The organism is uncultured Pseudophaeobacter sp. (assembly GCA_905479575.1).
In the GTDB taxonomy this organism is placed as follows: Bacteria; Pseudomonadota; Alphaproteobacteria; order Rhodobacterales; family Rhodobacteraceae; genus Pseudophaeobacter.
On sequence record CAJQNB010000002.1, the window covers coordinates 90,135 to 116,589 of the forward strand.

The 26,455-nt window shown below is 59.7% G+C and carries 21 protein-coding genes and 1 pseudogene; 18 read left to right on the forward strand and 4 right to left on the reverse strand.

Annotated elements, in window-relative coordinates; all coding sequences use genetic code 11:
- Positions 1-10: 10 nt before the first annotated feature.
- Both mraY and murD read left to right on the forward strand, forming a co-directional pair.
- Positions 11-1,093, forward strand: a complete 1,083-nt coding sequence (gene mraY, locus QZ268_RS00720; RefSeq protein ID WP_295446756.1) for a phospho-N-acetylmuramoyl-pentapeptide-transferase — start codon at positions 11-13, stop codon at positions 1,091-1,093.
- A gap of 299 nt (positions 1,094-1,392) precedes the next feature.
- Positions 1,393-2,790, forward strand: a complete 1,398-nt coding sequence (gene murD / locus QZ268_RS00725) for a UDP-N-acetylmuramoyl-L-alanine--D-glutamate ligase (protein WP_295446758.1) — start codon at positions 1,393-1,395, stop codon at positions 2,788-2,790.
- Positions 2,791-3,030: 240 nt separating this feature from the next.
- Here the strand turns inward: murD and QZ268_RS00730 are convergent, their stop codons facing one another.
- Positions 3,031-4,236 (reverse strand): NAD(P)/FAD-dependent oxidoreductase, encoded by a 1,206-nt coding sequence (locus QZ268_RS00730; RefSeq protein ID WP_295446760.1) that lies wholly within the window; start codon positions 4,234-4,236, stop codon positions 3,031-3,033.
- Between the two features lie 215 nt (positions 4,237-4,451).
- Here QZ268_RS00730 and ftsW point away from each other — a divergent pair, with 215 nt between their 5' ends.
- From ftsW to QZ268_RS00810, 16 genes are all read left to right on the forward strand, one after another.
- Positions 4,452-5,621 (forward strand): putative lipid II flippase FtsW, encoded by a 1,170-nt coding sequence (gene ftsW, locus QZ268_RS00735; RefSeq protein WP_295446763.1) that lies wholly within the window; start codon positions 4,452-4,454, stop codon positions 5,619-5,621.
- Between the two features lie 69 nt (positions 5,622-5,690).
- Entirely contained in the window at positions 5,691-6,785 is a 1,095-nt protein-coding gene (locus QZ268_RS00740) for a UDP-N-acetylglucosamine--N-acetylmuramyl-(pentapeptide) pyrophosphoryl-undecaprenol N-acetylglucosamine transferase (protein ID WP_295446764.1), read from the forward strand.
- A complete protein-coding gene (gene murC, locus QZ268_RS00745) occupies positions 6,785-8,197 on the forward strand; it encodes a UDP-N-acetylmuramate--L-alanine ligase (protein ID WP_295446800.1) in 1,413 nt (470 codons plus the stop codon). The genes QZ268_RS00740 and murC overlap by 1 nt, the downstream gene beginning before the upstream one ends.
- 30 nt (positions 8,198-8,227) lie before the next feature.
- Positions 8,228-9,439, forward strand: a complete 1,212-nt coding sequence (locus QZ268_RS00750; RefSeq protein WP_295446766.1) for an amino acid permease — start codon at positions 8,228-8,230, stop codon at positions 9,437-9,439.
- Entirely contained in the window at positions 9,436-9,681 is a 246-nt protein-coding gene (locus tag QZ268_RS00755) for a DUF2484 family protein (protein ID WP_295446769.1), read from the forward strand. Before QZ268_RS00750 ends, QZ268_RS00755 begins: the two co-directional genes overlap by 4 nt.
- Positions 9,678-9,947 carry a DUF2484 family protein gene (locus QZ268_RS00760; RefSeq protein ID WP_295446771.1) on the forward strand — a complete coding sequence of 90 codons (270 nt, stop codon included), beginning with the start codon at positions 9,678-9,680 and terminating at the stop codon, positions 9,945-9,947. The genes QZ268_RS00755 and QZ268_RS00760 overlap by 4 nt, the downstream gene beginning before the upstream one ends.
- Before the next feature lie 128 nt (positions 9,948-10,075).
- Positions 10,076-11,026, forward strand: a complete 951-nt coding sequence (murB, locus tag QZ268_RS00765) for a UDP-N-acetylmuramate dehydrogenase (RefSeq protein WP_295446773.1) — start codon at positions 10,076-10,078, stop codon at positions 11,024-11,026.
- A 347-nt stretch (positions 11,027-11,373) separates the two neighbouring features.
- Entirely contained in the window at positions 11,374-12,294 is a 921-nt protein-coding gene (locus QZ268_RS00770) for a D-alanine--D-alanine ligase (RefSeq protein ID WP_295446775.1), read from the forward strand.
- Positions 12,282-13,172, forward strand: a complete 891-nt coding sequence (locus tag QZ268_RS00775) for a cell division protein FtsQ/DivIB (RefSeq protein WP_295446777.1) — start codon at positions 12,282-12,284, stop codon at positions 13,170-13,172. Before QZ268_RS00770 ends, QZ268_RS00775 begins: the two co-directional genes overlap by 13 nt.
- 1 nt (position 13,173) lies before the next feature.
- Complete coding sequence (gene ftsA, locus QZ268_RS00780) at positions 13,174-14,508, forward strand: cell division protein FtsA (protein ID WP_295446779.1); 1,335 nt, start codon at positions 13,174-13,176, stop codon at positions 14,506-14,508.
- A gap of 375 nt (positions 14,509-14,883) precedes the next feature.
- Complete coding sequence (ftsZ, locus tag QZ268_RS00785; protein ID WP_295446781.1) at positions 14,884-16,602, forward strand: cell division protein FtsZ; 1,719 nt, start codon at positions 14,884-14,886, stop codon at positions 16,600-16,602.
- Positions 16,603-16,812: 210 nt separating this feature from the next.
- On the forward strand, positions 16,813-17,748 hold the full coding sequence (lpxC, locus tag QZ268_RS00790) for a UDP-3-O-acyl-N-acetylglucosamine deacetylase (RefSeq protein WP_295446783.1): 936 nt from the start codon (positions 16,813-16,815) through the stop codon (positions 17,746-17,748).
- Between the two features lie 345 nt (positions 17,749-18,093).
- On the forward strand, positions 18,094-18,942 hold the full coding sequence (locus tag QZ268_RS00795) for an outer membrane protein assembly factor BamD (RefSeq protein ID WP_295446786.1): 849 nt from the start codon (positions 18,094-18,096) through the stop codon (positions 18,940-18,942).
- Between the two features lie 35 nt (positions 18,943-18,977).
- Positions 18,978-20,624 carry a DNA repair protein RecN gene (recN, locus tag QZ268_RS00800; RefSeq protein WP_295446788.1) on the forward strand — a complete coding sequence of 549 codons (1,647 nt, stop codon included), beginning with the start codon at positions 18,978-18,980 and terminating at the stop codon, positions 20,622-20,624.
- 109 nt (positions 20,625-20,733) lie between these two features.
- On the forward strand, positions 20,734-22,416 hold the full coding sequence (locus tag QZ268_RS00805) for a chloride channel protein (RefSeq protein ID WP_295446790.1): 1,683 nt from the start codon (positions 20,734-20,736) through the stop codon (positions 22,414-22,416).
- Between the two features lie 232 nt (positions 22,417-22,648).
- Positions 22,649-22,837, forward strand: coding sequence for a hypothetical protein (locus QZ268_RS00810; protein WP_295446792.1), 189 nt, complete (start codon positions 22,649-22,651; stop codon positions 22,835-22,837).
- A gap of 414 nt (positions 22,838-23,251) precedes the next feature.
- Here QZ268_RS00810 and QZ268_RS00815 read toward each other — a convergent pair whose 3' ends face one another.
- The 3 genes and pseudogenes from QZ268_RS00815 to QZ268_RS00825 form a co-directional block, all read right to left on the reverse strand.
- A complete protein-coding gene (locus QZ268_RS00815; protein WP_295446794.1) occupies positions 23,252-23,593 on the reverse strand; it encodes a DUF427 domain-containing protein in 342 nt (113 codons plus the stop codon).
- Between the two features lie 62 nt (positions 23,594-23,655).
- The gene (locus tag QZ268_RS00820) at positions 23,656-25,446 is read right to left on the reverse strand and encodes an aminopeptidase P family protein (protein ID WP_295446796.1); all 1,791 of its coding nucleotides are present in this window, start codon (positions 25,444-25,446) and stop codon (positions 23,656-23,658) included.
- Positions 25,447-25,920: 474 nt separating this feature from the next.
- Positions 25,921-26,455 (reverse strand): annotated as a pseudogene (locus tag QZ268_RS00825) (cobaltochelatase subunit CobT); the annotation flags it as partial.

Sequence of the window (26,455 nt, forward strand, 5' to 3'; positions counted from 1 at the left end):
TCAATCCGAGATGCTCTATTGGCTGACAGCCCTGTCGGATGGCGGCGATTTCTTCAACCTGTTCCGCTATATCACCTTCCGGGCAGGGGGCGCGTTTATGACGGCGCTTCTGTTTGGCTTTTTGTTTGGCAAACCGCTGATCAATGTGCTCCGCCGTAGACAAGGCAAAGGACAGCCGATCCGCGATGACGGGCCAGAGGGGCATTTCACCAAGGCGGGCACGCCAACAATGGGCGGGTTGCTTATTGTCGGGGCGCTGTTGACTGCGACTTTGATCTGGGCGCGGCTGGACAATCCCTTTGTCTGGCTGGTGCTGTTTGTCACCCTGTCGTTTGCGCTGATCGGTTTTGCCGATGACTACGCCAAGGTGTCCAAGCAGAACACTGCCGGAGTGTCGGGCAAGGTGCGGCTGCTATTGGGGATCATCATTGCGGTGATTGCGGCGCTCTGCGCCCGGGCCTATCACCCTGAGGCGCTGCAGAACCAGCTGGCGCTGCCGGTGTTCAAGGACACGCTGATCAACCTTGGTTATTTCTATGTGCCCTTTGTGATTTGCGTCATCGTCGGCTCTGCCAATGCGGTGAACCTGACCGATGGGCTGGATGGTCTGGCGATCATGCCGGTGATGATCGCCGGGGGCACCCTGGGGGTGATTGCCTATGCGGTTGGCCGGGTCGATTTCACCGAATATCTGGATGTGCACTATGTACCGGGAACCGGCGAGATCCTGATCTTTGCCGCCGCGCTGTTTGGTGGGGGCTTGGGCTTTTTGTGGTACAATGCGCCCCCGGCTGCGGTCTTTATGGGCGACACCGGTTCGCTTGCGCTTGGGGGGGCCTTGGGGGCTATCGCGGTGGTCACCAAACATGAGCTGGTCTGGGCCATCGTTGGTGGGTTGTTTGTGTTGGAGGCCCTGTCGGTGATCATTCAGGTGCTTTATTTCAAGCGCACCGGTCGGCGGGTGTTTTTGATGGCGCCGATCCACCACCACTATGAGAAAAAGGGCTGGGCTGAACCCACCATTGTGATCCGGTTCTGGATCATTGCCTTGATCCTGGCGATGATTGGTCTGGCCACCTTGAAAGTGCGCTAATCATTCTGGCCGCTCCAGCCTGTGTCGCAGAAATCAATACAAAGAAGGTGGCCTCGGCCGCCTTTTTTGTTGCCCCTATTTGTTGTTCTTTATTCTTACGAAAAAGGGGGGGGGCTCCCGCCAATTTAGAGAGGCTTTGCCTCTCTGCCAATTGTTGGGGGTGGCAGAGCCCTGCGGGCTCTGCGGTTGCGCCTGTGGATTGGCCTGTGGGGATGCCTGAAGGGATCCTGTGAGCCCTTGCAAGTGGGGCAGCTGCGGTGCACTGTGCGGCGAAAATTTGATCAAGTGTGAGGTAGGCGATGATCCCGGTTCAAGGGTTTGAAGGCGCGAGGGTTGCCGTTTTGGGGCTGGGACGGTCTGGCCTGGCCACGGCGCGGGCGCTGCTGGCAGGCGGCGCCACCCCGGTGTGTTGGGATGATCAGCAACAGGCGCGGGACCGGGCCGAGGCTGAGGGGTTTGAGCTGCGGGACCTGCACCGGCAGGGCGCCTTTGATGATATCGCCACTCTGGTGACCTCGCCGGGGATCCCGCATCTTTATCCGCAGCCAAACCCGGTGATCCGCGCCGCGCTACAGGCGGGGGTGCCGGTGGACAATGACATCGGGCTGTTTTTTGCGTCATTGCCCACCCAGGGCTGGGACATGCTGGACCAGCCGCCCAAGGTGGTGGCCATCACTGGGTCCAACGGTAAATCCACCACGGTGGCGCTGCTGCATCATATCCTGGAAAGCGTTGGCCGTGACAGTCAGATGGCAGGCAATATCGGCCGTGGCGTTCTGGATATCGACCCGCCCGGAGAGGCCGGTGTTGTGGTGCTGGAACTGTCCAGCTACCAGACCGAATTGGCCCGCGCCCTGACCCCGGATGTGGCCATCCTGACCAATCTGTCGCCGGACCATCTGGACCGCCATGCCGGACTGGGGGGGTATTTTGCCGCCAAACGTAGGCTGTTTGCCGAAGGTGGGCCGGACCGGGCCATCATTGGCATTGATGAGGACGAAGGCCTGTTTCTGGCGGGGCAGATGTCACAGGCTTCCAGCGATGACCGGGTGATCCGGGTGGCCACGGGGCGCAAGTTGAGCGGGCCGGGCTGGCAGGTCTTTGCCCGCAAAGGATTCCTTAGCGAGATGCGCAAGGGGCGGCAGGTGGGCGCGATTGATCTGCGCCAGATGATGGGCTTGCCCGGAGCGCACAACCATCAGAATGCCTGCGCTGCCTATGCTGCGGCGCGGGTCCTGGGGCTGGCGCCGCGGGTGATTGAAGCGGCCCTGGCCACCTATCCCGGATTGCCGCACCGCAGCCAGACCGTGGCCGAGGTGGCGGGGGTGCGCTATGTCAATGACAGCAAGGCCACCAATCTGGACAGTGCCGCCAAAGCATTGAGCGCCTTTAAGAATATCCGCTGGATCTGCGGTGGATTGGAAAAAGAGGGCGGCCTGGGCGCGCTTAGCGGTCAGACTGGATCGGTGCGCAAAGCCTATGTGATTGGCCGCGAGGCTGCGGGCTTTGCCATGCAGCTAGATCTGGAGGCGGAGGTCTGCACCACAATGGAGCGGGCGGTCGCCTGCGCGGTGGCTGAGGCAGAGCCCGGCGATGTGGTGCTATTGGCGCCTGCGGCGGCGAGTTTTGATCAATATGACAATTTCGAACAGCGCGGCGATGATTTCATTTCTGAAGTCCACAAGCAATTGGGCTGATTTTTTGGCAAGGTTTTGGTTGGGGGGCTCGGGTTCACCAAAACGGAAAACCCGTTTCGGGACCACCCCCGCCTAAGCCCTTGCTGACAGGATCCGCGTCCGGTTCAAGAGAAATAACCGCATCCCCGCTGGGAGCGGGGCCCCGCGGCGATTTATCCTGAGCCTGCCGCTCTTCTCCTGTCTGCTCAGGGTCAGGCGAGGGTGGCTCCGAAACGGAAATTCCGCAATGGCGGGGGACGGTCAGGCGCCAGTTGCGCTACCGGCGGCATTTCCGGCGGCGATGGCTTGGCCTGCGGCATGGCCCGAAGCCCAGGCCCATTGGAAGTTATAGCCGCCCAACCACCCAGTGACATCGACGGCCTCGCCAATGGCAAAGAGACCGGGCTGGGATTTGGCCTGCATGGTTTTGGACGACAGCGCATCGGTGTCGATGCCGCCCAGGGTGACCTCGGCGGTGCGGTAGCCTTCAGAACCACCGGGGGTGAGCTGCCAGCTCTGCAATGTATCGCAGAGCGCCTGTAGTGCCGCGTCTGACTGATCCGCCAACCGGCCGGTGATGGCGAATTCGGCGGTGAGGAAATCCACCAGACGTCCCGGAAGATGGCGGGCGATTTCAGTGGTGAGGGCGCGGCGACCCTGGGCCTGGCGCTGATCGCGCAACAGGGTGAACAGATCGGTCTGTGGGATCAGGTTGACGGTGATCGCTTCGCCCTCATGCCAATAGGAGGAGAGTTGCAGCACCGCAGGGCCGGAGAGGCCACGATGGGTAAACAACAGGGCTTCGTCAAAGTTGGCGCGGTTGTTGGACAGGCGCGCGGGCAGGGCGGTGCCAGCCAGCGCGGTGAACCGCCCCTCGGGAAAGGTGAAGGGAACCAGGCCCGGGCGGGTGTCAATCAGCGGCAGGTCAAATTGGCGGGCGATGTCATAGGCGAGGCCGGTGGCGCCCATCTTGGGGATGCTTTTGCCGCCGGTGGCCAGCACCAGATTGGCGCAGCTCACCCGTTGCGGGCTGCCATCGCGCAGCAGTGTCAGCTGGTACTGCTCACCCTCATAACGCACATTTTCAACCGAGGTCTTGAGCCAGAGTTGCGCCCCCGCCTGTGTTAGCTCCTCCACCAGCATGGCGACGATCTGTTTGGCGGAGCCATCGCAAAACAACTGGCCCAGGGTCTTTTCATGCCAGGAGATGCCGTGCCGGTCGACCAGCGAGATAAAATCCCATTGGCTGTAGCGGGCTAGGGCGGATTTGCAGAAATGCGGGTTCTGCGACAGGTAGTTTTCCGGGGTGACGTCCAGATTGGTGAAATTGCTGCGCCCGCCGCCTGAAATGCGGATCTTTTCACCCGGAGATTTAGCGTGGTCCACCACCAGGCAGTCGCCGCCTGCATGGGCAGCACACATCATGCCGGCGGCGCCAGCGCCGAGAATCACGGTGTTTACAAACATTCTGCGCATCCATCACGGATGGGCCAGTGGCGCAAGGGGCGAGCCTCAGGGGGGCAGCTGAGCGCTGTGGCAGTGGGAAACGGGGCGGCGCACGGCGGCTGCAAAAACCTGCTGTTGCATCATCAATGGGCTGGCTTGAAGCGCAGTTTGCGGTTACGCTGTCTGCAATGACCCCAAAATGGGGCTGATTTTGAGGCAAAACTGGCGGTAATCCCATGACTGAGATGGTCTATGGAGCGGTTCCTGTACCCACAGGTGAACCGATCCTTCCGAAATGGTGGCGGACGTTGGACAAATGGTCCATGTCCTGCATTCTGACGCTCTTTGTGCTGGGATTGCTTTTAGGCTTGGCGGCCTCGGTTCCTTTGGCCGAGCGCAACGGGTTTGATAATTTCCACTATGTGCAGCGGCAGGCCATCTATGGCGTCACGGCGCTGATGGCGATGATCCTGACCTCGATGATGTCGCCGCAATTGGTGCGGCGTTTGGCTGTTGTTGGCTTTGCCTGTGCCTTTCTGGCCCTGGCATTGCTGCCCATTCTGGGGACAGACTTTGGCAAGGGGGCTGTGCGCTGGTATTCGCTGGGCTTTGCCTCGTTGCAGCCCTCTGAGTTTCTCAAACCCGGTTTTGTTGTGGTTGCGGCCTGGATGATATCTTCCAGTCAGCAGATCAATGGACCACCCGGAACCCTGATCTCCTTTGGGATCTGTATGGCGGTGGTGATGATGCTGGTGCTGCAACCTGATTTTGGCCAGGCCTGTCTGATCCTGTTTGGCTGGGGGGTGATGTATTTTGTCGCCGGTGCCCCGATGCTGCTGTTGGTCGGAATGGCCTGTGTTGTGGTGTTGGGCGGAGTTTTTGCCTATTCTAGCTCCGAGCATTTTGCCCGCCGTATCGACGGGTTCCTGAACCCCGAAATCGACCCCACCACCCAGATGGGCTATGCCACCAATGCGATCCGCGAAGGCGGGTTGTTTGGGGTTGGGGTTGGCGAGGGCCAGGTGAAATGGTCGCTGCCAGATGCCCATACGGATTTCATCGTGGCGGTCGCCGCCGAGGAATACGGCCTGATCCTGGTTTTGGTATTGATTGGTTTGTACGCCATGGTCGTGGTGCGGTCCCTGTTTCGACTGATGCGCGAGCGCGATACGTTCATTCGGCTGGCGGGTACTGGTCTGGTTTGCATGTTTGGGGTGCAGGCGATGATCAATATGGGGGTCGCTGTGCGCCTGCTTCCAGCCAAAGGTATGACGCTGCCCTTTGTCAGCTACGGCGGGTCTTCGCTGATTGCCGGCGGGATCGCGTTGGGGATGCTCTTGTCTTTTACCCGCGCAAGGCCGCAGGGTGAGATCGCCGATTTCCTGCGTGGCCGCGGGCGCGGCTGATCTCAGAGACCCAAAAGCACTGGCCCAGAAGCATTATGGGCCAGGCTCAAGCAAAGAAGCGCGATTGATATGACACAGAAACTGCTCTTGATGGCGGCCGGTGGCACCGGTGGGCATATGTTTCCTGCCCAGGCCCTGGCTGAGGCGATGCTGCGCAGGGGGTGGCGGGTAAAGCTGTCGACCGATGCGCGCGGCGCACGCTACACGGGCGGCTTTCCCCATACCACCGAAATCACGCAGGTATCCTCGGCCACTTTTGCCCGTGGCGGGCTGCTGGCCAAGGCCATGGTGGCCCCCAAGATTGCCGGAGGCATTTTGTCGATGGCCTGGCAGATGCGGCGCGATCGCCCGGATGCGGTGATTGGCTTTGGCGGCTATCCGTCAATTCCGGCTCTGGGCGCGGCGACGCTGCTGAAACTTCCCCGGATGATCCACGAACAAAATGGTGTGCTGGGGCGGGTAAACCAGCTGTTTTCAACACGGGTGGCCGGGGTTGCATGTGGCACCTGGCCCACCGATCTGCCGGATACCGTGCCCCATGAACATGTGGGTAATCCGGTGCGGGCTGCGGTGATGGAGCGGGCGGGGGCCGGCTATATCGAGCCAGGCGCCTACCCGATGTCGATCCTGGTGATGGGCGGGAGTCAGGGTGCACGCATCCTGTCGGATGTGGTGCCTGCGGCCATTGCCGCGCTGCCGCAAGAGATCCGCCAATTTTTGCGCGTCTCGCATCAGGCGCGGGATGAGGACATGGAACGTGTCAGCACCTTTTACGCCGAACAGGGGATTGCGGCGGATGTACAGCCGTTCTTTAGTGACGTGCCTGCGCGCATGTCCGAAGCACAGCTGGTGATCTCGCGCGCCGGGGCCTCTTCGGTGGCGGATATCTCTGTGATTGGCCGCCCCGCCATTCTGGTGCCCTATGCGGCGGCGACCAGTGATCATCAAACCGCCAATGCCCGTGGGCTGGTGGATGCCGGTGGCGCCATTTTGATCCCCGAAAGCGCCCTTGACGCGCGGGCGCTGAGCGCGCAAATCGAGGCAGTTTTGAGCAACCCGCAGGCGGCGATGCAAATGTCGCTTGCCGCATTAAGCGCCGGTGTTCCCGATGCCACCGACAGATTGGTGGCTCTGGTCGAGCAACTGGCCGAGGAAGGAAAATGATGACCCCAGCAACCAAACTGCCCGGTGACGTTGGCCCCATCCATTTTGTTGGTATCGGTGGCATTGGCATGTCCGGTATTGCTGAGGTTCTATTGAACCTGGGCTATGTGGTGCAGGGCTCTGATCTGAAGGCCTCCAAGATTACCCAGCGGCTGGAAAAGCTGGGCGCCCTGGTTTTTGTCGGGCAAAAGGCGGAAAACCTGGCCGAGGCTGAGGTGGTGGTGATTTCCTCTGCCATCAAACCCGGCAACCCCGAGCTGGACGAGGCCCGCCGTCGTGGTCTGCCGGTGGTGCGCCGCGCCGAGATGCTGGCAGAGCTGATGCGGCTGAAATCCAATATCGCCATTGGTGGCACGCATGGCAAGACCACCACCACAACCATGATGGCCGAACTGATGGTGGCTGGCAAATTTGACCCCACCGTTGTCAATGGCGGCATCATCCATGCCTATGGCTCCAACGCCCGCATGGGGCAGGGCGAATGGATGGTGGTGGAAGCGGATGAAAGCGACGGCACCTTTAACCGTCTGCCCGCCACCATTGCTGTGGTCACCAATATCGACCCCGAACATATGGAACACTGGGGTGATTTTGACACCCTGCGCGATGGCTTTCATGAGTTTGTCTCCAATATCCCCTTTTACGGCGTGGCGGTCTGCTGCACCGATCACGCCGAGGTGCAGGCCTTGGTGGGGCGGATCACCGATCGCCGGGTTGTCACCTATGGATTCAACGCCCAAGCCGATGTGCGGGCCACCAGCCTGACCTATAAGGCCGGGGTGGCGCATTTTGACATTCATTTGCAGGCCGAGGGCCAGGTGATCGAAGGCTGTAGCCTGCCAATGCCAGGCGATCACAATGTCTCCAATGCCTTGTCGGCGGTGGCTGTGGCGCGGCATCTGGGCATGAACACCAGCGAAATCCGCGAGGCCCTTGCCGCCTTTGGCGGCGTCAATCGCCGCTTTACCAAGGTGGGCGAAGTGAATGGCGTCACCATCATTGATGACTATGGCCATCACCCGGTCGAAATCGCAGCTGTGCTCCGGGCGGCGCGTCAGGCCATTGCCGATACGCCGGGCGCGCGGGTCATTGCGGTGCATCAGCCCCATCGCTATTCGCGCCTGTCGGATCTGTTTGAGGATTTCTGCGCCTGTTTCAACGAAGCAGACGTGGTTGCCATCGCCGAAGTCTTTGCCGCGGGTGAAGATCCAATCCCCGGCGCCAGCCGCGATGATCTGGTTGCTGGCATGATCCGCCATGGCCACCGCCATGCCCGGGCGCTGCTGGATGAGAACGATCTGGAACGGTTGGTGCGCGAACAGGCCCGCCCCGGCGATATGGTGGTTTGCCTGGGGGCCGGGACGATCAGCACCTGGGCCAATGGTCTGCCTGAGCGATTGAGCCGCAGCTGATGCCTGTCTAACCCCAAAAGGATTCGCCAAATGAGCCAGCAGCTGAAGCGCCGTATCGGACTAGGTCTTTTGACTGCCTATGGTATCGGCGTCATGGTGGGGGCGGGGATCTATGTATTGGTGGGGGCAGTGGCTGCCGAGGCCGGGGTGCTGGCGCCGCTGGCCTTTTTGCTCGCCGGGCTGATCGCGGCGCCAACGGCGCTGTCTTATGCTGAATTCTCCTCTCGCCTGCCCGAGGCCGCAGGCGAGGCCGCCTATGTAGGCCAGGGGTTCAACTCCAAGTTCTTTGCTATCTTTGTCGGGCTGGCGGTGGTGGTTGCCGGCACGGTGTCTGCCGGAGCAGTCCTGCGCGGCGGGGCTGGCTATTTTGCTGCTGCCACCGGGATAGATGCTGAGCTTGCCATCATTGGCATGGGGGCGGCCTTGGTTCTGGTCGCCATTATCGGTGTGCTGGAAAGCTTTGCGCTTGTGGCGGTCTTTACGCTGATCGAGGTGCTGGGCCTGGCCCTGGTGGTCTGGGCTGGGTTTTCCGCCTCGGCCAGCCCCGACTGGAACGCGGCTTTGCCGCTGGCCGAGATGATCACGACGCCGGGACTGGCCACAGGGATTGCCTTTGGTGCGGTGTTGGCTTTCTTTGCCTTTATTGGCTTTGAAGACATTGTAAACATGGCAGAAGAGGTGCGAAACCCAACCCGCATTCTGCCCCAGGCTATTGTCATTTCCCTGGCTGTTACCTCGGTGATCTACGCACTGGTCTGTTGGGCCGCGGTTCGAACGGTGCCGCTGGACGCGCTGGCAAGCTCCGAAAGCCCGCTGGCGCTGGTCTGGCAGCAGTCACAGGGTGGCAATGCGCGGTTCTTATCGGCAATTGCGGTCTTTGCGGCGCTCAATGGTGTGCTGGCCCAGATCGTCATGGCCTCGCGGGTGCTATACGGATTGGGAGGCAGGACCACCGGGCTGGCGGCGTTTCGTCATGCGCATCCGCGCTTTGGCACCCCGGTGCGTGCCACCATACTGATTGGTTTAGCGGTTCTTGTCGCTGCCTATTGGCTGCCGGTGGCGCAGCTGGCGAGTGTCACATCCGCCACGCTTTTGTCTGTCTTTGTGCTGGTGAACCTGGCCCTAATCCTGCAAAAACGCCGCCAGCCAGAGGCGCCTTTTCAGGTTCCCTTTGCAGTTCCTGTGGTGGGTCTGATCCTATCGTTACTGGCGCTGGCCACCGCAGTAGGGGGGTGGATGTGAGCCTGATTGCCGCCATCCTTTGGGTTCTGGCCACCACAGCCGTGGCGATGCTGCCGGTTGAGCGGCATTTTGTGCCGGGGCGCATCCTGTTGTTTATTGCTCCGTTTCTGCTGGTCTGGATGGGATTTGAGCTGGGCTGGATGGCGGTGGCGTTTGGGCTGTTTGCTGTAGGATCGATGTACCGTCGTCCAATCAAATACTACTGGACCAAATGGCGCCAGCCGACGGAGGGGCCGCAATGACCCTCTCGCTAACCCTGGCCGCTGTCTGGGCGCTGCTGGCCAATCTTCTCGCTATGCTCCTCAGTAAGGACAATCACTGGCGGCGCGCCTATATCTTGATTGCAATTGGCATCCCACTGCTGGGCTATGTGGTTTACGAGAACGGCCCCTGGTGGGGGCTGGCGGTGCTTTGTGCTGCCATGAGCGTGCTGCGCTGGCCGTTGATCTATCTGGGGCGCTGGCTGCGCAGGCGTGGGTTTGCCAAACATGGAGATGGCGGAGAGTGACGGTCGCAGTAGAATTGGTTTTGCCCTTGCCGGTGCCTTTCTTGCGATCACTTGGCTTGCAACTTTAATCGCCTTCTGCTTTTGGCTGATGATCAATACTTTTTACGCTGGATGGACTGGCCCTGAACATGTCTGAACTTGATCTTGCAAATTTGCCATCGGTACGTGGCAAGCTGACCCCAAATCGCGCCCTGTCTGATCTGACCTGGCTGCGCGTCGGTGGTGCAGCTGACTATCTGTTCCAGCCAGTGGATGTTGACGACTTGAAGAACTTCCTGGCGCAATTGCCCGCTGACATTGCCGTATTTCCCATGGGCGTGGGCTCTAACCTCATTGTGCGCGATGGGGGCTTGCGGGCTGTGGTGATCCGCTTGGGACGCGGCTTTAACGGGATCGAGATTGAGGGCGATCTGGTCACCGCAGGGGCAGCGGCGCTGGATGCCCATGTGGCGCGCAAAGCCGCTGACGCAGGCCTGGACCTGACCTTTTTGCGCACCATTCCCGGCTCTATTGGTGGCGCGGTGCGAATGAATGCCGGTTGCTATGGCTCTTATGTGGCGGATCATTTTGTCTCAGCCCAGATCGTCACCCGGCAAGGAGAGCTGCGCGTGATCACGGCGCAGGAGCTCGCGTTCCAGTATCGCCAGACTGAGCTGCCAGAAGGCGCGGTGCTGATTTCGGCCACCTTGCGCGCCGAGGCAGCGGATCCAGACGCCCTGCATGACCGGATGAAAGCCCAGCTGCAAAAGCGCGATGACACCCAGCCCACCAAGGATCGTTCTGCCGGGTCGACCTTTCGCAATCCGGCCGGGTTTTCCTCGACCGGCCGCGCTGATGATGTGCAGGATCTGAAGGCCTGGAAGGTGATTGATGACGCCGGGATGCGCGGTGCCCAGCTGGGCGGTGCACAAATGAGCGAGAAACACTCCAACTTTATGATCAACACGGGTGGCGCAACTGCCGCAGATCTGGAGACTTTGGGCGAAGATGTCAGAAAAAAGGTTTACGCCAATTCCGGCATAACGCTAGAATGGGAAATCATGAGGGTCGGAGAACCCCTGTTAGAGCAGCAAGAATAACGTCGAGACATTCAAAACACGCAACCTTTTCAAATCTTTATAGGTTTGCTTGGGGGATGTTTTTGCCGTTTGGGCGTGACAGCAGGCAGGCACGATCTTAAACATGGTAAAGGCGCTATTAATAACCCGGTAAGATTTGCGGCGTTATGATGGCACAGGGCTCCTGTTTCGGGGGCGAATTTCCGCCGGATGGCCTTAGGCAGTCATTTGGTGGGCAGGATCTTGGATCTTGCAACTGTTAGGGGTCTCAGGCCCCGGAATACGGGCAACGACCCGAAAATAATGCGGGTCCGTTTTAGGGCTCCAATAACCAAGGGCGCAAAGCCCGATAATTTCGAGGCGCTATCGTGGGTGAGTCGAGCAGAGCACTCCCGAAAGTGGCGGTACTATTGGGCGGGCCCTCAGCAGAACGTGAGGTGTCTTTGTCCAGTGGGCGTGAATGCGCAGCCGCACTACGGGGCGAAGGATATGATGTGGTAGAACTGGACGCCGGTCCGGACCTTTACGCACAGCTTTTGACTGCCAAACCAGATGTGGTTTTTAACGCCCTGCATGGCCGCTGGGGTGAAGATGGCTGTGTGCAGGGCCTGCTGGAATGGATGGGGCTGCCCTTTACGCATTCGGGTGTTTTGGCCTCGGCGCTGGCGATGGATAAACAGCGCAGCAAGATGGTGTTCCATGAGGCTGGCCTGCCAATCATGAAAAGCGGCCTTTTTGCCAAAGAGGAGGTGATGGCGGATCATGTGATGGCGCCCCCCTATGTGGTAAAGCCCAACAACGAAGGCTCCAGTGTTGGGATCTATCTGGTGCATGAAGCCGCCAATGGCCCGCCAGCTCTGTCCCCTGACATGCCTGACGAAGTCCTGGTTGAGGCCTTTGCCCCGGGGCGGGAACTCAGCGTTTCGGTGCTGGGGGATCGCGCGCTTGAGGTGACCGATATTCTGACAGATGGCTGGTATGACTATGACGCCAAATACAAACCCGGCGGGTCGCGCCATGTGATTCCGGCGGATATTCCGGCGGATATTCGTGACCTCTGTCTTGATTACGCTCTGCGCGCCCATCGCGCCCTGGGCTGCCGGGGACTGAGCCGCACTGATATTCGCTGGGACGAGTCCAAAGGCGCGGCGGGTTTGGTCCTTCTGGAAACCAACAACCAGCCGGGTATGACGCCGACCTCGCTGGCGCCGGAACAGGCGGCCCATTGTGGTCTGGACTTTGGTGCGCTCTGCGCATGGTTGGTAAAGGACGCCTCATGCGGACGCTAAAGGATCGCATCACCCGCAAGGCCAGTCAGGCTGACCCGGCGCCATCGCGGCTGAAGTATCGGCTGCAACGCTGGATGTTGACCCCCGGCATTCGCTTTGGGTTGAAATTTGGCGTCCCCCTGTGCTTGCTTCTGGCTGCCACCGGGGCTTTCCTGGCGGATCAGGAGCGGCGCGATATGGTGCATGACAGCCTGTTGTCGCTGCGTGCTGCCATCGAAGAGCGCCCCGAATTCATGGTCAATGTCATGGCTGTTGATGGGGCGGGGGTCTCTGTGGCGCAGGATGTGCGCGAAGTGCTGCCGCTGGATTTCCCGGTGAGCTCCTTTGACCTGGATCTGGCGCAGATCCGGAGTGAGATCGAAAGCCTGGCACCGGTAAAGGCGGTGAATGTACGCATTCGCCCCGGTGGGATTTTGCAAATCGACATCGAAGAACGCAGCCCGGCGATGATCTGGCGTAACCGCGAAGGCCTGGCGCTGCTGGATAAGACCGGCGCGCATGTGGCCGAGTTGGGGCGGCGGGCGATGCACCCGGAGCTGCCGTTGATCGCGGGGAAATCCGCGGATCTCATGGCGGACGAAGCCTTGGAATTGTTTGCCACCGCGCGGCCTCTTGGTGGGCGTTTGCGCGGATTGGTACGGATAGGAGAGCGCCGCTGGGATGTGGTGTTGGATCGCGGCCAGCGGATCATGCTGCCACAGGATAATCCGGTGCAGGCGCTGGAGCGGGTGATCGTGGTGAGCGAAGTACAGGACCTGCTGGAGCGCGATGTCGCGGTGGTGGATATGCGAATTGCGGCGCGGCCGACGGTTCGAATGACGGAGAATGCAGTGGAAAACTGGTGGCGCATCAGAGAAATGAACGAGGGTGGGTTGTAAGATGACGGATCTTTATCAGTCCCAGCGTGCAATGCGGCAGATGCGCCGTCAGGCGATGCAGCGTGGTGTCGTGGCCATTCTGGATATTGGCAGTTCAAAAATTGCCTGTCTGGTGTTGCGCTTTGATGGTTCCGGTCGGCTCAGCGAGGATAATTCCATTGGCTCTTTGGCGGGACAATCCGGGTTTCGGGTGATTGGCGCGGCCACCACCCGGTCGCGCGGGGTGCAGTTTGGCGAAATCACCGCCATGCAAGAGACAGAGCGCGCCATTCGCACCGCAGTGCAGGCGGCGCAAAAGATGGCCGGGGTGCGGGTCGATCACGTGATTGCCAGTTTTTCTGGCGCCAATCCGCGCTCATATGGGTTGGATGCCCGGTTGGAGCTGGGTGGTCAGGAAGTATCTGAATCCGAAATTGCCCAGGTGCTTGCCGCCTGTGAGGTGCCGGAATACGGTCCGGGCCGCGAGGTGCTGCATGCGCAACCGGTGAACTTTGCCCTTGATAATCGCTCGGGGCTTGCGGATCCCCGTGGACAGCTGGGGCAAACGCTGGCGGTGGATATGCATATGCTGACGGTGGACACCGGCACGGTGCAGAACCTGGTGCGCTGTATCCAGCGCTGCGATCTGGAACTTGCCGGGATTGCCTCCTCTGCCTATGCCTCGGGCTACGCGGCACTGGTCGAAGACGAGCAGGAGCTGGGCGCCGCTTGCATCGACATGGGCGGTGGCTCTACCTCGATTTCGGTCTTTATGAAAAAGCATATGATCTATGCCGATGCGGTGCGCATGGGCGGCGATCATATCACCAGCGATATTTCGATGGGGCTGGGTGTGCCCATGGCCAATGCGGAACGGATCAAAACCTTCTGTGGGGGCGTCCATGCCACCGGCGTCGATGACCGGGACATGATCGACATTGGCGGCGACACGGGCGACTGGGAACATGACCGGCGCACTGTTAGCCGCGCAGAACTGATTGGCATTATGCGCCCCCGGGTGGAGGAAATTCTCGAAGAGGTGCGCGCGCGGCTCGATGCCGCCGGATTCGAATACCTTCCAAGCCAGCAGATCGTTCTCACCGGCGGCTCCAGTCAGATCCTGGGGCTCGACGGTTTGGCCACGCGCATCCTGGGGCAACAGGTTCGCCTGGGTCGGCCTTTGCGGGTCCACGGCCTGCCGCAGTCGGCCACCGGGCCGGGGTTTGCCTCTGCCGTTGGTCTGAGCCTGTTTGCCGCCCACCCGCAGGATGAGTGGTGGGATTTTGAAACCCCTGTTGACCGCTATCCGGCCCGCTCCATCAGCCGGGCGGTGCGCTGGTTCCGGGACAACTGGTAAAAGCAGCAGAAAAAATATCCCCAGCCTGTGGAAAAACCTGGACCGAGCCGGGTGACAGGGCTGGGAAAAACAGATAACAAAGATATAACAGTCGCAAAAAGTGACGCAAAACTGCCGAGCAGAAGGCAACCGTCAAAATTGAACCTGTGACCCTGGTGGTAGTCCCGCTGGGGTAGGTTGCATTGTGTCGGGGGCTGTGGCGTTCTACCAAATCTGCCTGCATGAGCGGAGATTTGCGGGTTTTTCCCGGAGATGGGCCATATTTTGTGGCAGATTTCGTTTTTTGGGATGACGAGACTCCGCCTTCACGGTAAGATTGAGGTGGAAAAACAGGAATAGCCCTTGCGGGAGGGCTGAGAAACAGGCGGAAAGAGCATGACATTGAACCTTTCGATGCCCGGGCAGGAAGAGCTGGCCCCTAAGATCACCGTGTTTGGTGTCGGTGGCGCAGGTGGCAATGCGGTCAATAATATGATCGCAAAAGAGCTGGAAGGTGTCGATTTTGTCGTCGCCAATACCGATGCTCAGGCCCTTCAGCAGAACGCGGCAAAAAGTCGGATCCAGCTGGGCGTAAAAGTCACCGAAGGGCTCGGCGCTGGTGCGCGTCCCTCCGTTGGTTCGGCCTCTGCTGAGGAAAGCATTGAACAGATCGTTGACCACCTGGCAGGCGCTCACATGTGCTTTATCACTGCCGGTATGGGCGGCGGCACCGGTACCGGTGCGGCGCCCATCATTGCGCAGGCGGCCCGTGAACTGGGTGTGCTGACCGTGGGTGTTGTCACCAAGCCTTTCCAGTTCGAAGGCAACAAGCGGATGAAACAGGCCGAGGAGGGCGTCGAAGCCCTGCAAAAGGTCGTTGATACGCTGATCATCATTCCCAACCAGAACCTGTTCCGTCTGGCCAATGAAAAGACCACCTTCACCGAGGCGTTCTCGATGGCGGATGACGTGTTGTATCAGGGCGTCAAGGGCGTGACCGATCTGATGGTGCGTCCGGGCCTGATCAACCTCGACTTTGCCGATGTGCGCGCCGTGATGGACGAAATGGGCAAGGCCATGATGGGCACCGGAGAGGCCGAGGGCGAAGATCGCGCCGTTCAGGCTGCTGAAAAAGCCATCGCCAACCCATTGCTGGATGAAATCAGCCTGCGCGGAGCCAAGGGTGTTCTCATCAACATCACCGGCGCCCATGATCTCACCCTGTTTGAATTGGACGAAGCCGCCAATCGCATCCGCGAAGAAGTGGACCCCGAGGCCAATATCATCGTTGGCTCGACCCTGGATACCGCCATGGAAGGCCGGATGCGTGTCTCCGTCGTGGCAACCGGTATCGACGCGACTGACGTAATGACAGATATGCCTGTGCCACGTCGTCCAATGTCGGCACCGCTGAAAAAATCTGTCAGCGTCGAAGAGGCCCGTCCGGCTCCGTTGGAGCTGAGCACACCTGTTGAGCAACCACAGGTTGCGGAGGCTGAGCCTGCTCAGGCCGTTCAGGAGCCATCCTTGTTCGAAAGCCTTGAGGTGCAGCAGGTTGCGGCACAGGAAACGGCCGAGGAAGTTTTTGAAGAGATCGAAGACAACGGTCAGCACGGGCTGCCACAGCCTGCCTATCAGCCGCAGGTTCCCGCTTTCCAGCCACAGGTCGATGCGGTTGAAGAACAGCCCGGTGCCTCCTTTGTTGCGCCCAAAGCGCCTGCGCCCGGCACCCCTTCGCCGGATGCTATCGTGCGCCTGCAGGCCGCCGCTGCCCGTGCGCAGGGGCAGCAGCCCATGGCGAAATCGGTTCCGGCACAGGCGCCGGTGCAGGCTGCTCCAGCACCACAACCACAGCATCGTCCAGCTGCGGCCTCCGCCTCCCACGAGGCAGAACCACAGTCTGAACAGCGTCGGTTTGGCCTTAACTCTTTGATCCACCGGATGACCGGCAGCGCAGCCGAAACGCAGGCCGCAAAGCCGCAGCCGGTGCGTCAGCAACCGCCGGTTCAGCAGCGGGCAGCAGCGCCGCAGCCGCAACCGGTGCAGCAACAAGAGAGTGATGCTGAGCAGGATCGTATCGAAATCCCGGCTTTCCTGCGCCGTCAAGCAAATTAACCTTTCACTAATCTATTCTGAAGGGCCGCCTCGGGGCGGCCCTTTTTTATTTTAAATCAATGAATTGCACGGTTCTGAGCAGTGTTTTGCCGATCTGTTACAGGGATGTTTCAAACCGTTACAAAGATTGAGTTGTGGCTTTTTTGTGAAATCCTTACCTATCTTCCCAACACGGCGCATGTCGCCGGACAAAGTGATCAGGAGCACAAGGTGCAAAATACGCTTAAAGCATCAGTGACATTTGAAGGTGTTGGCCTGCATTCCGGCCAATCGGCACGTCTTGTGATCAACCCGGCGGCAGCGGGGCACGGCATCGTTTTCAAACGCACTGACATCGCTTTGGGCAACACCATGGTTCCGGCGCTATGGGATCATGTTGAACGCACCGCTCTGTGCACACGGCTTGTCAATTCAGCCGGTGTGTCGGTTTCCACCGTTGAACACGTGATGGCCGCCTTGGCGGGCTGCGGCGTTCACAATGCACTGATCGAAATTGACGGCCCCGAAGTGCCAATCCTGGACGGCTCCTCTGCCGAGTTCGTGCGCGGTATCATGGGGCAGGGCACCCATCGGCTGGCAACCCCAGTTTCGGCTATTCAGGTTCTCAAACCTGTCACCGTAGAAAAAGACGGTGCCACAGCCACCTTGTTGCCCTGTGATCGCCTGATGATTGAATTCCATATCGACTTTGATGAGCAGGCCATTGGACGTCAAAGCCGCATTCTGGACCTGCGTAATGGTGCCTTTGTGCGGGAACTTTGCGATAGCCGCACCTTCTGCCGTCGCGTTGATGTCGAAAACATGCAGGCCAATGGTCTCGCCCTTGGCGGCGTTCCGGGCGAAAACGCAATTGTCTTTGATGGCAGCCGTGTCGAAAGTGGCGAGGGGCTGCGCCACTCAGACGAACCTGTGCGCCACAAAATGCTGGACGCGCTGGGGGATCTGGCCTTGGCTGGTGGCCCTCTTCTGGGGCGCTACGTGGGGGACCGGGCAGGCCATGCCCTGACCAACACCCTGCTTCGTGAACTTTTTGCCACCCCAGGGGCCATGCGCCGGGTTGATTGTGATTTGGCGATGACAGCACGTTTGCCAGGACAGGGGCTTGTCCGCTCCGAAATTCCCCATCCCAGCCGTCGCGTCGCCTAATAGCGGCCTGCGTTGCCGATCTGTGCTGCGAATGGCCTGACCGGGCGTACTCAGGCTGCAACCACACGGTAATCTAGATGTTTGGGCGCTCATAAACGACCAGAGAGCACCGCAACAATTTGGTGAAGATGGCCCCGCTTGTGCGGGGCTTTTGGCATTTTGGGAAGGCAGAGCTTCGCTGTTGAAGCGGGCTTGCCGGGCGGACAGGCTTGACCATGACAAACATTCTCTGCCAAGTGGGGGCGAAGTGGTTGAAAGGCGTTTTGTACGCTGGATGAATGTGCTAAACGGGGCAGAACCCGGGGCATGACACCCGAAAGTCAAAGACGGTGAGGTTTAGGCGATATGATCGGCATCAAGGCAGGAGCCAAATTTGTCAGCGCGGCTCTGTTGATGGCAGCACTTTCTGGATGTGGCGGGGATGGTGGCGCCGCTGAGCAGACGGTGCCGCTAGAGAGTTACACACCGCAACAGATCTTTGAACGTGGGGAATTTGAGCTGGCGCGCAGCCGCACCAAAGATGCCGCATTCTACTTTTCTGAGATCGAACGCCTGTACCCCTATTCGGAATATGCCAAGCAAGCCCTGATCATGCAGGCCTATTCCAATCACAAGGCAAAAGATTATGAGAGCAGCCGCAGTGCTGCACAGCGCTTTATTGATTTCTACCCAACAGATGAAGATGCAGCCTATGCGCAGTATCTTCTGGCGCTAAGCTACTATGACCAAATCGACGAGGTCGGACGCGATCAGGGGCTGACCTTTCAGGCGCTGCAATCACTGCGCACGGTGATCGAGGTCTATCCAGACAGCGAATACGCGACCTCAGCGATTTTGAAGTTTGATCTCGCCTTTGACCATCTGGCAGGCAAGGAAATGGAAATTGGCCGCTATTACCTGCGGCGTGGCCACTATACCTCGGCTATCAATCGGTTCCGGGTTGTGGTTGAAGATTTTCAAACCACCAGCCATACGGCTGAAGCCCTGCACCGACTGGTCGAATCCTATCTGTCGCTGGGCCTGACCGAAGAGGCGCAGACCGCCGGCGCCATTCTGGGGCATAACTATCAATCGACCGATTGGTATGAGGACAGTTATAAACTGCTGACATCGCAGGGGCTCAAGCTCAAAGATCGGGGCAATAACTGGCTGAGCCAGATTTATCGCCAATCGATCAAAGGCCGCTGGCTCTAGTCTGCCTGACGACGGAACAAGGCGAAAACCCGGCTATGCTGCGTGCACTTGATATTCGTGATCTTCTGATCATTGACCACTTGGAGCTGGCGTTTCAGCCAGGTCTGAACGTGTTGACCGGCGAAACCGGGGCAGGCAAATCCATTCTGTTGGATTCGCTTGGCTTTGTTCTGGGCTGGCGTGGCCGCGCCGAGCTGGTGCGCCAGGGGGCTGCCCAGGGGGAGGTCATTGCTGAATTCGATCTCGGCGCTGACCACCCGGCGCATGCCATTCTACAAGAGGCGGGACTGCCGGGCGGTGAGGAATTGGTGCTGCGGCGGGTCAATACAGCGGATGGCCGCAAAACGGCCTGGGTCAATGACCGGCGCTGTTCGGGCGAAGTGCTGCGTCGACTGTCGGAAACACTGGTTGAGTTGCACGGCCAGCATGATGACCGGGGGCTGTTGAACCCACGGGGGCATCGGGCCTTGTTGGACGCTTTTGCCTCGATCTCTGGCCTGTTGGCCCAGACCCGGACCGCATGGGGCGCTGTAGCCAAGGCACGCAAGACTGTACAGGCGACCCGCGCGGCGCTGGAGGCGGTGCGCGCCGAGGAAGAATTTCTGCGCCATGCGGTGGCGGAGCTGGATAAACTTGACCCTCAGGTTGGCGAAGACGAAACCCTGGACGCACAGCGCCGCCAGATGCAGCAGGCTGAACGCATTCGCGGCGATATTGCCCGCGCCTACGCACTGCTGAGCGAAGGCGCTGAACCCTCTTTGGGCGAAGCCCAGCGGTGGCTTGAGGGCGTTGAGGGCGGCGACGACACCGGGTTGACCGCACCGCTGAGCGCCCTGAGCCGGGCCATGGTTGAGCTGGGCGAGGCGCAAGACGGTGTGCAGCGGGTGCTGGAAGGGCTGGAGTTCAATCCAGGCGATCTGGAAGACTGCGAAGCACGGTTGTTTGAAATCAGAGCATTGGCTCGAAAATATGGTGTCCAACCTGACGAACTCGCGGCCCATGCAGATCTGTTGCGCGGCAAACTTGCGGCCCTGGATGCCGGGGATCGTGACCTTTCAGATCAGGAAGCGGCACTGGCGCAGGCTGAAGCTGACTATCAGTCACTGGCGGATCAGCTGAGCGCTGCGCGCCGCGACAATGCTGACGCCCTGGATCAGGCCGTAATGGCTGAGCTTGCTCCGCTCAAAATGGAACGGGCGGTGTTCAAAACGCTGATTGAGCCAACCGAAGCTGGTCCCGAAGGGTGTGACGCGGTGGCCTTTACCGTGGCAACCAACCCAGGCGCGCCCTCTGGCCCGTTGAACAAAATCGCCTCGGGCGGCGAGCTGAGCCGCTTTTTGCTGGCTTTGAAAGTTTGTTTGCGGGGCGATGATCAAAGCAAGACGCTGATTTTTGACGAAATTGACCGGGGTGTTGGCGGCGCGACCGCGGATGCGGTGGGGCGGCGGCTGAAATCGCTTGCGACATCCGGCCAGGTTCTGGTGGTCACCCATTCCCCTCAGGTTGCGGCCCAGGGCGGTTTCCATTGGCGTGTGCAAAAACGGGTTGCCGAGGGCATCACCCTGTCCGAAGTTGTGCCTTTGGATACCGAAAATCGGGTGGATGAAATTGCCCGAATGGTTTCTGGTGATACAATCACCCCAGAGGCCCGCGCCGCTGCGCGCGCTTTGCTGGCAAGCTAAGGCACTATCAGCCTGAGAATAAGGTCAGGCTGTCGTTCCATGCCAACCAATTCTTTACGGTCTATTTTTATTTTAGGCTGAACGTTCAAAACCATTTTGCAGGATTCCAATGTCCAAGCCGCACGACCACTCGCTGTCTGCTCAGTTTTCCAGAGGGATTTCTGAGATGAAGGACAGCTGGCGTGTTCTGCTGCACCGCGGCCCAAGCCAGTTTCGGTTCTGGTTTATTGCGCTGCTGATCGGCGTCAGCGCCGGTTTTGCGGCCTTGTTGTTCCGCAAGGGAATTTCCGCCCTGCAGGCCTGGGTCTATGGCGCTGAGGATGTCAATTATCTCCATAGTTTTGCAGCAGATCTTCCGTGGTACTGGCTGGTCTTGATTGCCACTTTGGGGGGGCTGATCGTCGGCATTATCCTGGATCGTTTCACCCCGGACGGACGGGTGCGGTCGGTGGCTGATGTTATCGAGGGGGCCGCCCTGAACGAGGGGCGGCTGGAAATGAAAGCGGGCCTTGCCTCGGCACTCGCCTCTTTCTTGACCCTCTCTACGGGGGGATCATCGGGGCGCGAAGGGCCGGTTGTGCACCTGGCCGGGGTGATCTCCAGCTGGGTGAGTGATAAAATCCGCGCTGATGGGATCACCGGGCGTGACTTGCTGGGCTGTGCCGTTGCGGCGGCGGTTTCCGCCAGCTTTAACGCGCCCATCGCTGGCGCGCTTTTTGCGCTGGAGGTGGTCTTGCGCCATTTTGCGGTGCATGCATTTGCCCCCATTGTGATTGCCTCGGTGGCGGGGACGGTCATCAACCGACTTGCCTATGGCGATGTGACGGAGTTTTCCATGCAGACCCCGGGTGCCTTGCAGTTTTATGTGGAGTTGCCCGCCTTTCTGATGCTTGGGGTGATTTGCGGTTTGGTCGCTGTTGTCCTGATGCGGGCGATCTTTTTTGCCGATCACGTCGGTGATGTTGTTCATCAGGGGCTGCGGATACCGCGCTGGCTGCGGCCGGCAATTTCCGGGCTGTTGCTCGGGGTGATCGCAATTTGGTACCCCCATATCATCGGGGTTGGCTATGAGACGACGGAGCTGGCGCTGACGGGGGGCTTGATGCTGTCGCAGGCGCTTATTTTTGTGGTGGTCAAAACTGCCGCTGTCGCCATTACCATGGGTGGCCGTATGGGCGGCGGCGTGTTTTCCCCTTCCTTGATGATTGGGGCGCTGACTGGCCTGGCATTTGGGTTGATTGCCACCTCTGTACTGCCGGATGTATCTGGCACCCATACTCTCTACGCCTTTGCGGGTATGGGCGCGGTGGCCGCCGCCGTGTTGGGCGCGCCGATTTCGACAACCTTGATCGTGTTTGAGCTGACCGGCGACTGGCAGATCGGCCTTGCTGTCATGGTGGCGGTTTCGATCTCGACCGCCCTGGCGTCACGTTTGGTGGACCGCTCCTTCTTTCTGACCCAGCTAGAGCGGCGCAATATTCACTGTGCGGCGGGACCGCAGGCCTATCTTCTGGCGCTGCTCAGATCGGATGCGGTGATGCGCCCACTTGGTGACCCACGCTGCGCCTCCCAGGAAGAATGTGAGGCCTTGCACAGTCAGGGGCTCAGCCTGGAGAATGGCGCTTCGCTGGAGGCGGCGCTGCCGGTGTTTGACCGGGCTGATGCAGTGTTTTTGCCAGTGGTGGAGGTGAACGACGGCGCAGAGGTGCTGCTTGGGGCGGTTTACCACGTAGATGCGCTAAAGGCCTACAACCGTGCCTTGGTTGCTGTCGCGGCTGAGGAACACAGTTAAAATTGTCTATCTCGAACCTTGGGCCGCTGCATTGGTGGTGAATTTTGCCAAGAAGCGGGGTCGAAATATGATCAGAACTCCAATTTGCGCCAAATTGCTAACGATACCTTTGCGAATTGCGAGGTATCTACATCACATATAGGTTAATTTTTTCTTTCTATTGATTAGACGCTTGGATTGTCGGATTCTGTTCTTGCGGTAACATTCGTTACTAAAGTGCGGAAGGGAAAACATGCGTACTTTAAAAGATGGCCCGGAAGAGGCTGCACAAAGTTTGACTATAGGCGATCTGGATAAGGAAAAGGCATCCCTGGAAGCATTGATTGACTACGCGATGCAATGCGCGATGGAAACCAATGTTTTTAGTGCAAATGGTCGGCTGGAGGATGTGCGGCGCACCCTGTGTCGCGCGGTGCTCTAAGCTCTGATGCGGCTTTTTCCCAAGCTCTGATGCGGCTAGGGCTGAGCCTTTCCGATCTGCCAAATCGCGCCTTTGGGTGCGCTTAGTCTTTTGACTGATTTATTGCTTGTAGCTGACTGGTGACTGACTGGTTTTTGACCCAAGCGTCTTTTGTGGTGAGTATTTGACCACCCCCCATAGCTGCCCGCGATCCCGGCTAGCGCCTACGACGGGGGCACTGGCAAAAGCAAATAGCCGCGGCACGTTGCGCTGCTACAGGTATCCCCAACCGCCAGGCTCCATTATCTCCCGTTTCACCCAGGGCCATGAGGCGCCTTCGCCTTGAGCTTACGAAACAAAAAGCCGCGACACATCGGTGGCGCAGCTCCATGTTGTGATCGAAATGCATGGGACGGGAGAGAAAGCCCCTGGCGTTTAGATCTGCTCCACTTTCACAGAGTCGCTGGTGTGAAAGGCAAGATAGCCTTTGATTTCGGCCAGTTCTTCCTTTGGTGCTTCATAGCTCCAGACCATGTTCTCCGTCACGGATGACTTGTTGACGATTGAATAATAGGTCGCATCGCCCTTGTGTGGGCAGTGGGTGGTTTTGTCGCTGGGATCCAGAAAGGCTACAGCGATGTCTTCGCGGGGGAAGTAAATCACCGGCGCATGACCGTCCTCGTCCAGTTCCAGCGCGCGTGTGGTTTCGCCCAATACGGCGCCGCCCGAGCGAACGACCCAGGTGCCAGCTGCCTTGCGGATGCGGATATTGTTCATTTCTTCCCCCTGATTTGGTCACATGGCATGTCTTTATGCCGTAAACATGTAACAATCTGTTATCAGATTGGTTTGGTAACGTCATCCAGCCAAGACTGGGCTGCGACACTGACGTAGGGGCGCAACTTCGCAGCGGTTTCGCTGTGATAGGCATTGAGCCAGTCTCGTTCTGCAGACGTCAACATATTCCCCAGGATGAGGCGGCGGTCAATCGGCGCGTAGGTGAGGCCGCGCCAGCAGAGCATGTCGCGGTCGGGATCGCTGGTGGCCAGGGCTGGAGCTTGCTCTACCACCAGCAGGTTTTCGATCCGAATGCCAAAGGCGCCTTCGCGGTAATAGCCGGGCTCATTCGACAGGATCATGCCGGGCTCCAGTGGCACGGTGGAGACACGGCTCAAACGCTGCGGCCCTTCATGGACGCTGAGATAGGCACCAACACCGTGGCCCAGCCCATGATTGAAATCCTGCCCCGCGAGCCATAGTGGCATCCGGCCCACGGCTTCGATATCGCGACCGGCCAGCCCCTTTGGCCAGCGCAGGCGGGACATTGCAATCATACCTTGCAGCACCCGGGTAAAGGCGGCGCATTCCTCAGCCCCCGGTGTGCCAATGGCAATGGTGCGGGTAATGTCGGTGGTGCCGTCCAGATACTGGCCGCCGCTGTCCAGAACCAGCAATTGCCCCGCTTGCAACCGGCTGTTGCTTTCTTCGGTGACCCGGTAATGCATCACTGCGCCGTTTTCTCCGGTGCCGGATATGGTCTCAAAACTGATATCGCGTAGCGCCGGATCCCGGCGGCGCAATTCTTCCAGCCGTTTGGCTACATCGATTTCGGTAAGGCTGCCGACAGGCTGGGCATCCAACCAACTGAGCAGCTCCACCACAGCTGCGCCGTCCCGAAGATGGGCGGCGGCGGATCCTGCGATCTCGGCTGCATTTTTGCGCGCTTTGGGCAGGGCGCAGGGGTCGCCTGCATCCACCAGTTGGTCTCCCAACCTCTCGGCAACAATCTGTGGCAGGCTGGCGCAGTCCACCGCGATGGCGCCGGTGAGTGTCTCTAAAGCCTGCAAGAAAGCGCTTGGAGGATGGCAGGTGACGGTTGAGGGCAGGTGGTCGCTCAGCTGTTGTAGCTTTTCTGGGGCCATAAACAGGTCCACCCGCGCATCACTATGCAGGATGGCAAACCCATGTGCTACCGGGTTGCGCGCAATGTCAGCGCCCCGGATGTTCAACAACCACATGATGCTGTCGGGCAGGGTGATTAGCGCCGCCTGATGGCCTGCCTGGCTTAGCCCTTGGGCCAGGCGTTCACATTTTTGCGCAGCAGCCTCGCCGGCGTAGTCCAGGGGATGTGGCTGGACTGGCATCATGGGTGGTTCAGGTTGGTCCTGCCAGATCCGGTCAATAAGGTTGTCACATTGGACCAGCTCAATACCTGTGCCCTGCAGTTCCTTGGCCAGAGCTGTAATCTGCGCAGTGGCATGCAGCCAGGGATCAAAGCCAATCTTGCCACCCTGAGGCAGCTGCTCTTTGAGCCAGCTGCCAAGCCCCACTTCCGGCCAGGGCACCGGGGTGAAGAGATCTGCAACCTGACGCTTGACCTGGGTGCGGTAACGGCCGTCGATGAACACCCCGGCGGTGTTTTCGAGCACCGTGCAGAACCCAGCTGATCCCGTAAAGCCAGTGAGCCAGCTCAGCCGCTCATCGCGCGGTGCCACATATTCCCCCTGATGTGCATCAGCACGGGGCACCAGAAAGCCATTCAGCCCCTCTTGGGTCAGTTCCGCGCGCAGGGCCAGAAGTCGTGGAGGGCCTTGCTCCGGGCGCGCGGTGACGTCGAAACTCTGGAACATGTGGGGTCTCCTAGGGACGGGCAGGGGCGGTATAAACAAGGCGAGCGAAAGAGAAACAGATCGGGCTATTGCCACAAATGTCTGCGGGCCGGTTGGGCTAACTATCTCAATTGTTTCAAACTATAGCAGGGCTGGCAAGGGGGGCGCAGGGAGGGACCCAGGTGGTCCCTTGAAAAAGCGAGCGCTCCCGCCCGCAGTCAAAGCATCATAGATGCTGTTCCTGCCGGTGGGGGTGGCGCCGTGCTGTCGCACGGCGCGGAGGAGCCCCAAAGCGATTTGACCGCATGGAAGCTGTGATGAGCCACAGCCGCAGCGCGCGTTAGCGCGCTGCCGGGCCCAAGGCTTTGGGCCGCATCTGTGATGCGGCGTAAAGGCGCGGGAGCCCCCCCCTTTCTGACTTGGGGGAACAGTCTGGATGTTGTGTCATCCCTGGTTAAACAACACCTGCAGAACGGCAGGCGCGTCTCGCTGAGCTTAACTTACCTTGCGGATCCCCATGACACGGGCGCGGGCACGCGGATCGCTGTCAAAGAGGGCGGCCAGTTGTTCTGTCATGGCGCCGGCAAGCTGCTCCACATCGGTAATGGTCACGGCGCGGTCGTAATAGCGCGTCACATCGTGGCCGATCCCAATGGCCAGTAGCTCTACCTGTTTGCGCTTTTCCACCATGGCGATCACATCACGCAGGTGTTTTTCCAGATAGTTGGCGGGGTTCACCGACAGGGTGCTGTCATCCACCGGCGCGCCATCGGAAATCACCATCAGGATCTTGCGCGCCTCGCGGCGGCCCATCATCCGGCGATGCGCCCATTCCAGCGCCTCGCCGTCGATGTTTTCCTTCAGCAGACCCTCTTTCATCATCAGGCCCAGGTTGTCCCGGGATCGCCGCCACGGCGCGTCGGCGTTCTTGTAGATGATGTGGCGCAGATCGTTCAGACGTCCCGGCACCTGCGGGCGGCCGTCGTTCAGCCACGCCTCGCGCGCCTGTCCGCCCTTCCACGCCCGCGTG

Excerpts from the sequence above, each read along its gene's own strand:
- mraY (WP_295446756.1), top strand. The coding sequence starts at position 11 with ATGCTCTATTGGCTGACAGCCCTGTCGGATGGCGGCGATTTCTTCAAC.
- murD (WP_295446758.1), top strand. The coding sequence starts at position 1,393 with ATGATCCCGGTTCAAGGGTTTGAAGGCGCGAGGGTTGCCGTTTTGGGG.
- QZ268_RS00730 (WP_295446760.1), bottom strand. The coding sequence starts at position 4,236 with ATGTTTGTAAACACCGTGATTCTCGGCGCTGGCGCCGCCGGCATGATG.
- ftsW (WP_295446763.1), top strand. The coding sequence starts at position 4,452 with ATGACTGAGATGGTCTATGGAGCGGTTCCTGTACCCACAGGTGAACCG.
- QZ268_RS00740 (WP_295446764.1), top strand. The coding sequence starts at position 5,691 with ATGACACAGAAACTGCTCTTGATGGCGGCCGGTGGCACCGGTGGGCAT.
- murC (WP_295446800.1), top strand. The coding sequence starts at position 6,785 with ATGACCCCAGCAACCAAACTGCCCGGTGACGTTGGCCCCATCCATTTT.
- QZ268_RS00750 (WP_295446766.1), top strand. The coding sequence starts at position 8,228 with ATGAGCCAGCAGCTGAAGCGCCGTATCGGACTAGGTCTTTTGACTGCC.
- QZ268_RS00760 (WP_295446771.1), top strand. The coding sequence starts at position 9,678 with ATGACCCTCTCGCTAACCCTGGCCGCTGTCTGGGCGCTGCTGGCCAAT.
- murB (WP_295446773.1), top strand. The coding sequence starts at position 10,076 with ATGTCTGAACTTGATCTTGCAAATTTGCCATCGGTACGTGGCAAGCTG.
- QZ268_RS00775 (WP_295446777.1), top strand. The coding sequence starts at position 12,282 with ATGCGGACGCTAAAGGATCGCATCACCCGCAAGGCCAGTCAGGCTGAC.
- ftsA (WP_295446779.1), top strand. The coding sequence starts at position 13,174 with ATGACGGATCTTTATCAGTCCCAGCGTGCAATGCGGCAGATGCGCCGT.
- ftsZ (WP_295446781.1), top strand. The coding sequence starts at position 14,884 with ATGACATTGAACCTTTCGATGCCCGGGCAGGAAGAGCTGGCCCCTAAG.
- QZ268_RS00795 (WP_295446786.1), top strand. The coding sequence starts at position 18,094 with ATGATCGGCATCAAGGCAGGAGCCAAATTTGTCAGCGCGGCTCTGTTG.
- recN (WP_295446788.1), top strand. The coding sequence starts at position 18,978 with ATGCTGCGTGCACTTGATATTCGTGATCTTCTGATCATTGACCACTTG.
- QZ268_RS00805 (WP_295446790.1), top strand. The coding sequence starts at position 20,734 with ATGTCCAAGCCGCACGACCACTCGCTGTCTGCTCAGTTTTCCAGAGGG.
- QZ268_RS00810 (WP_295446792.1), top strand. The coding sequence starts at position 22,649 with ATGCGTACTTTAAAAGATGGCCCGGAAGAGGCTGCACAAAGTTTGACT.
- QZ268_RS00815 (WP_295446794.1), bottom strand. The coding sequence starts at position 23,593 with ATGAACAATATCCGCATCCGCAAGGCAGCTGGCACCTGGGTCGTTCGC.
- QZ268_RS00820 (WP_295446796.1), bottom strand. The coding sequence starts at position 25,446 with ATGTTCCAGAGTTTCGACGTCACCGCGCGCCCGGAGCAAGGCCCTCCA.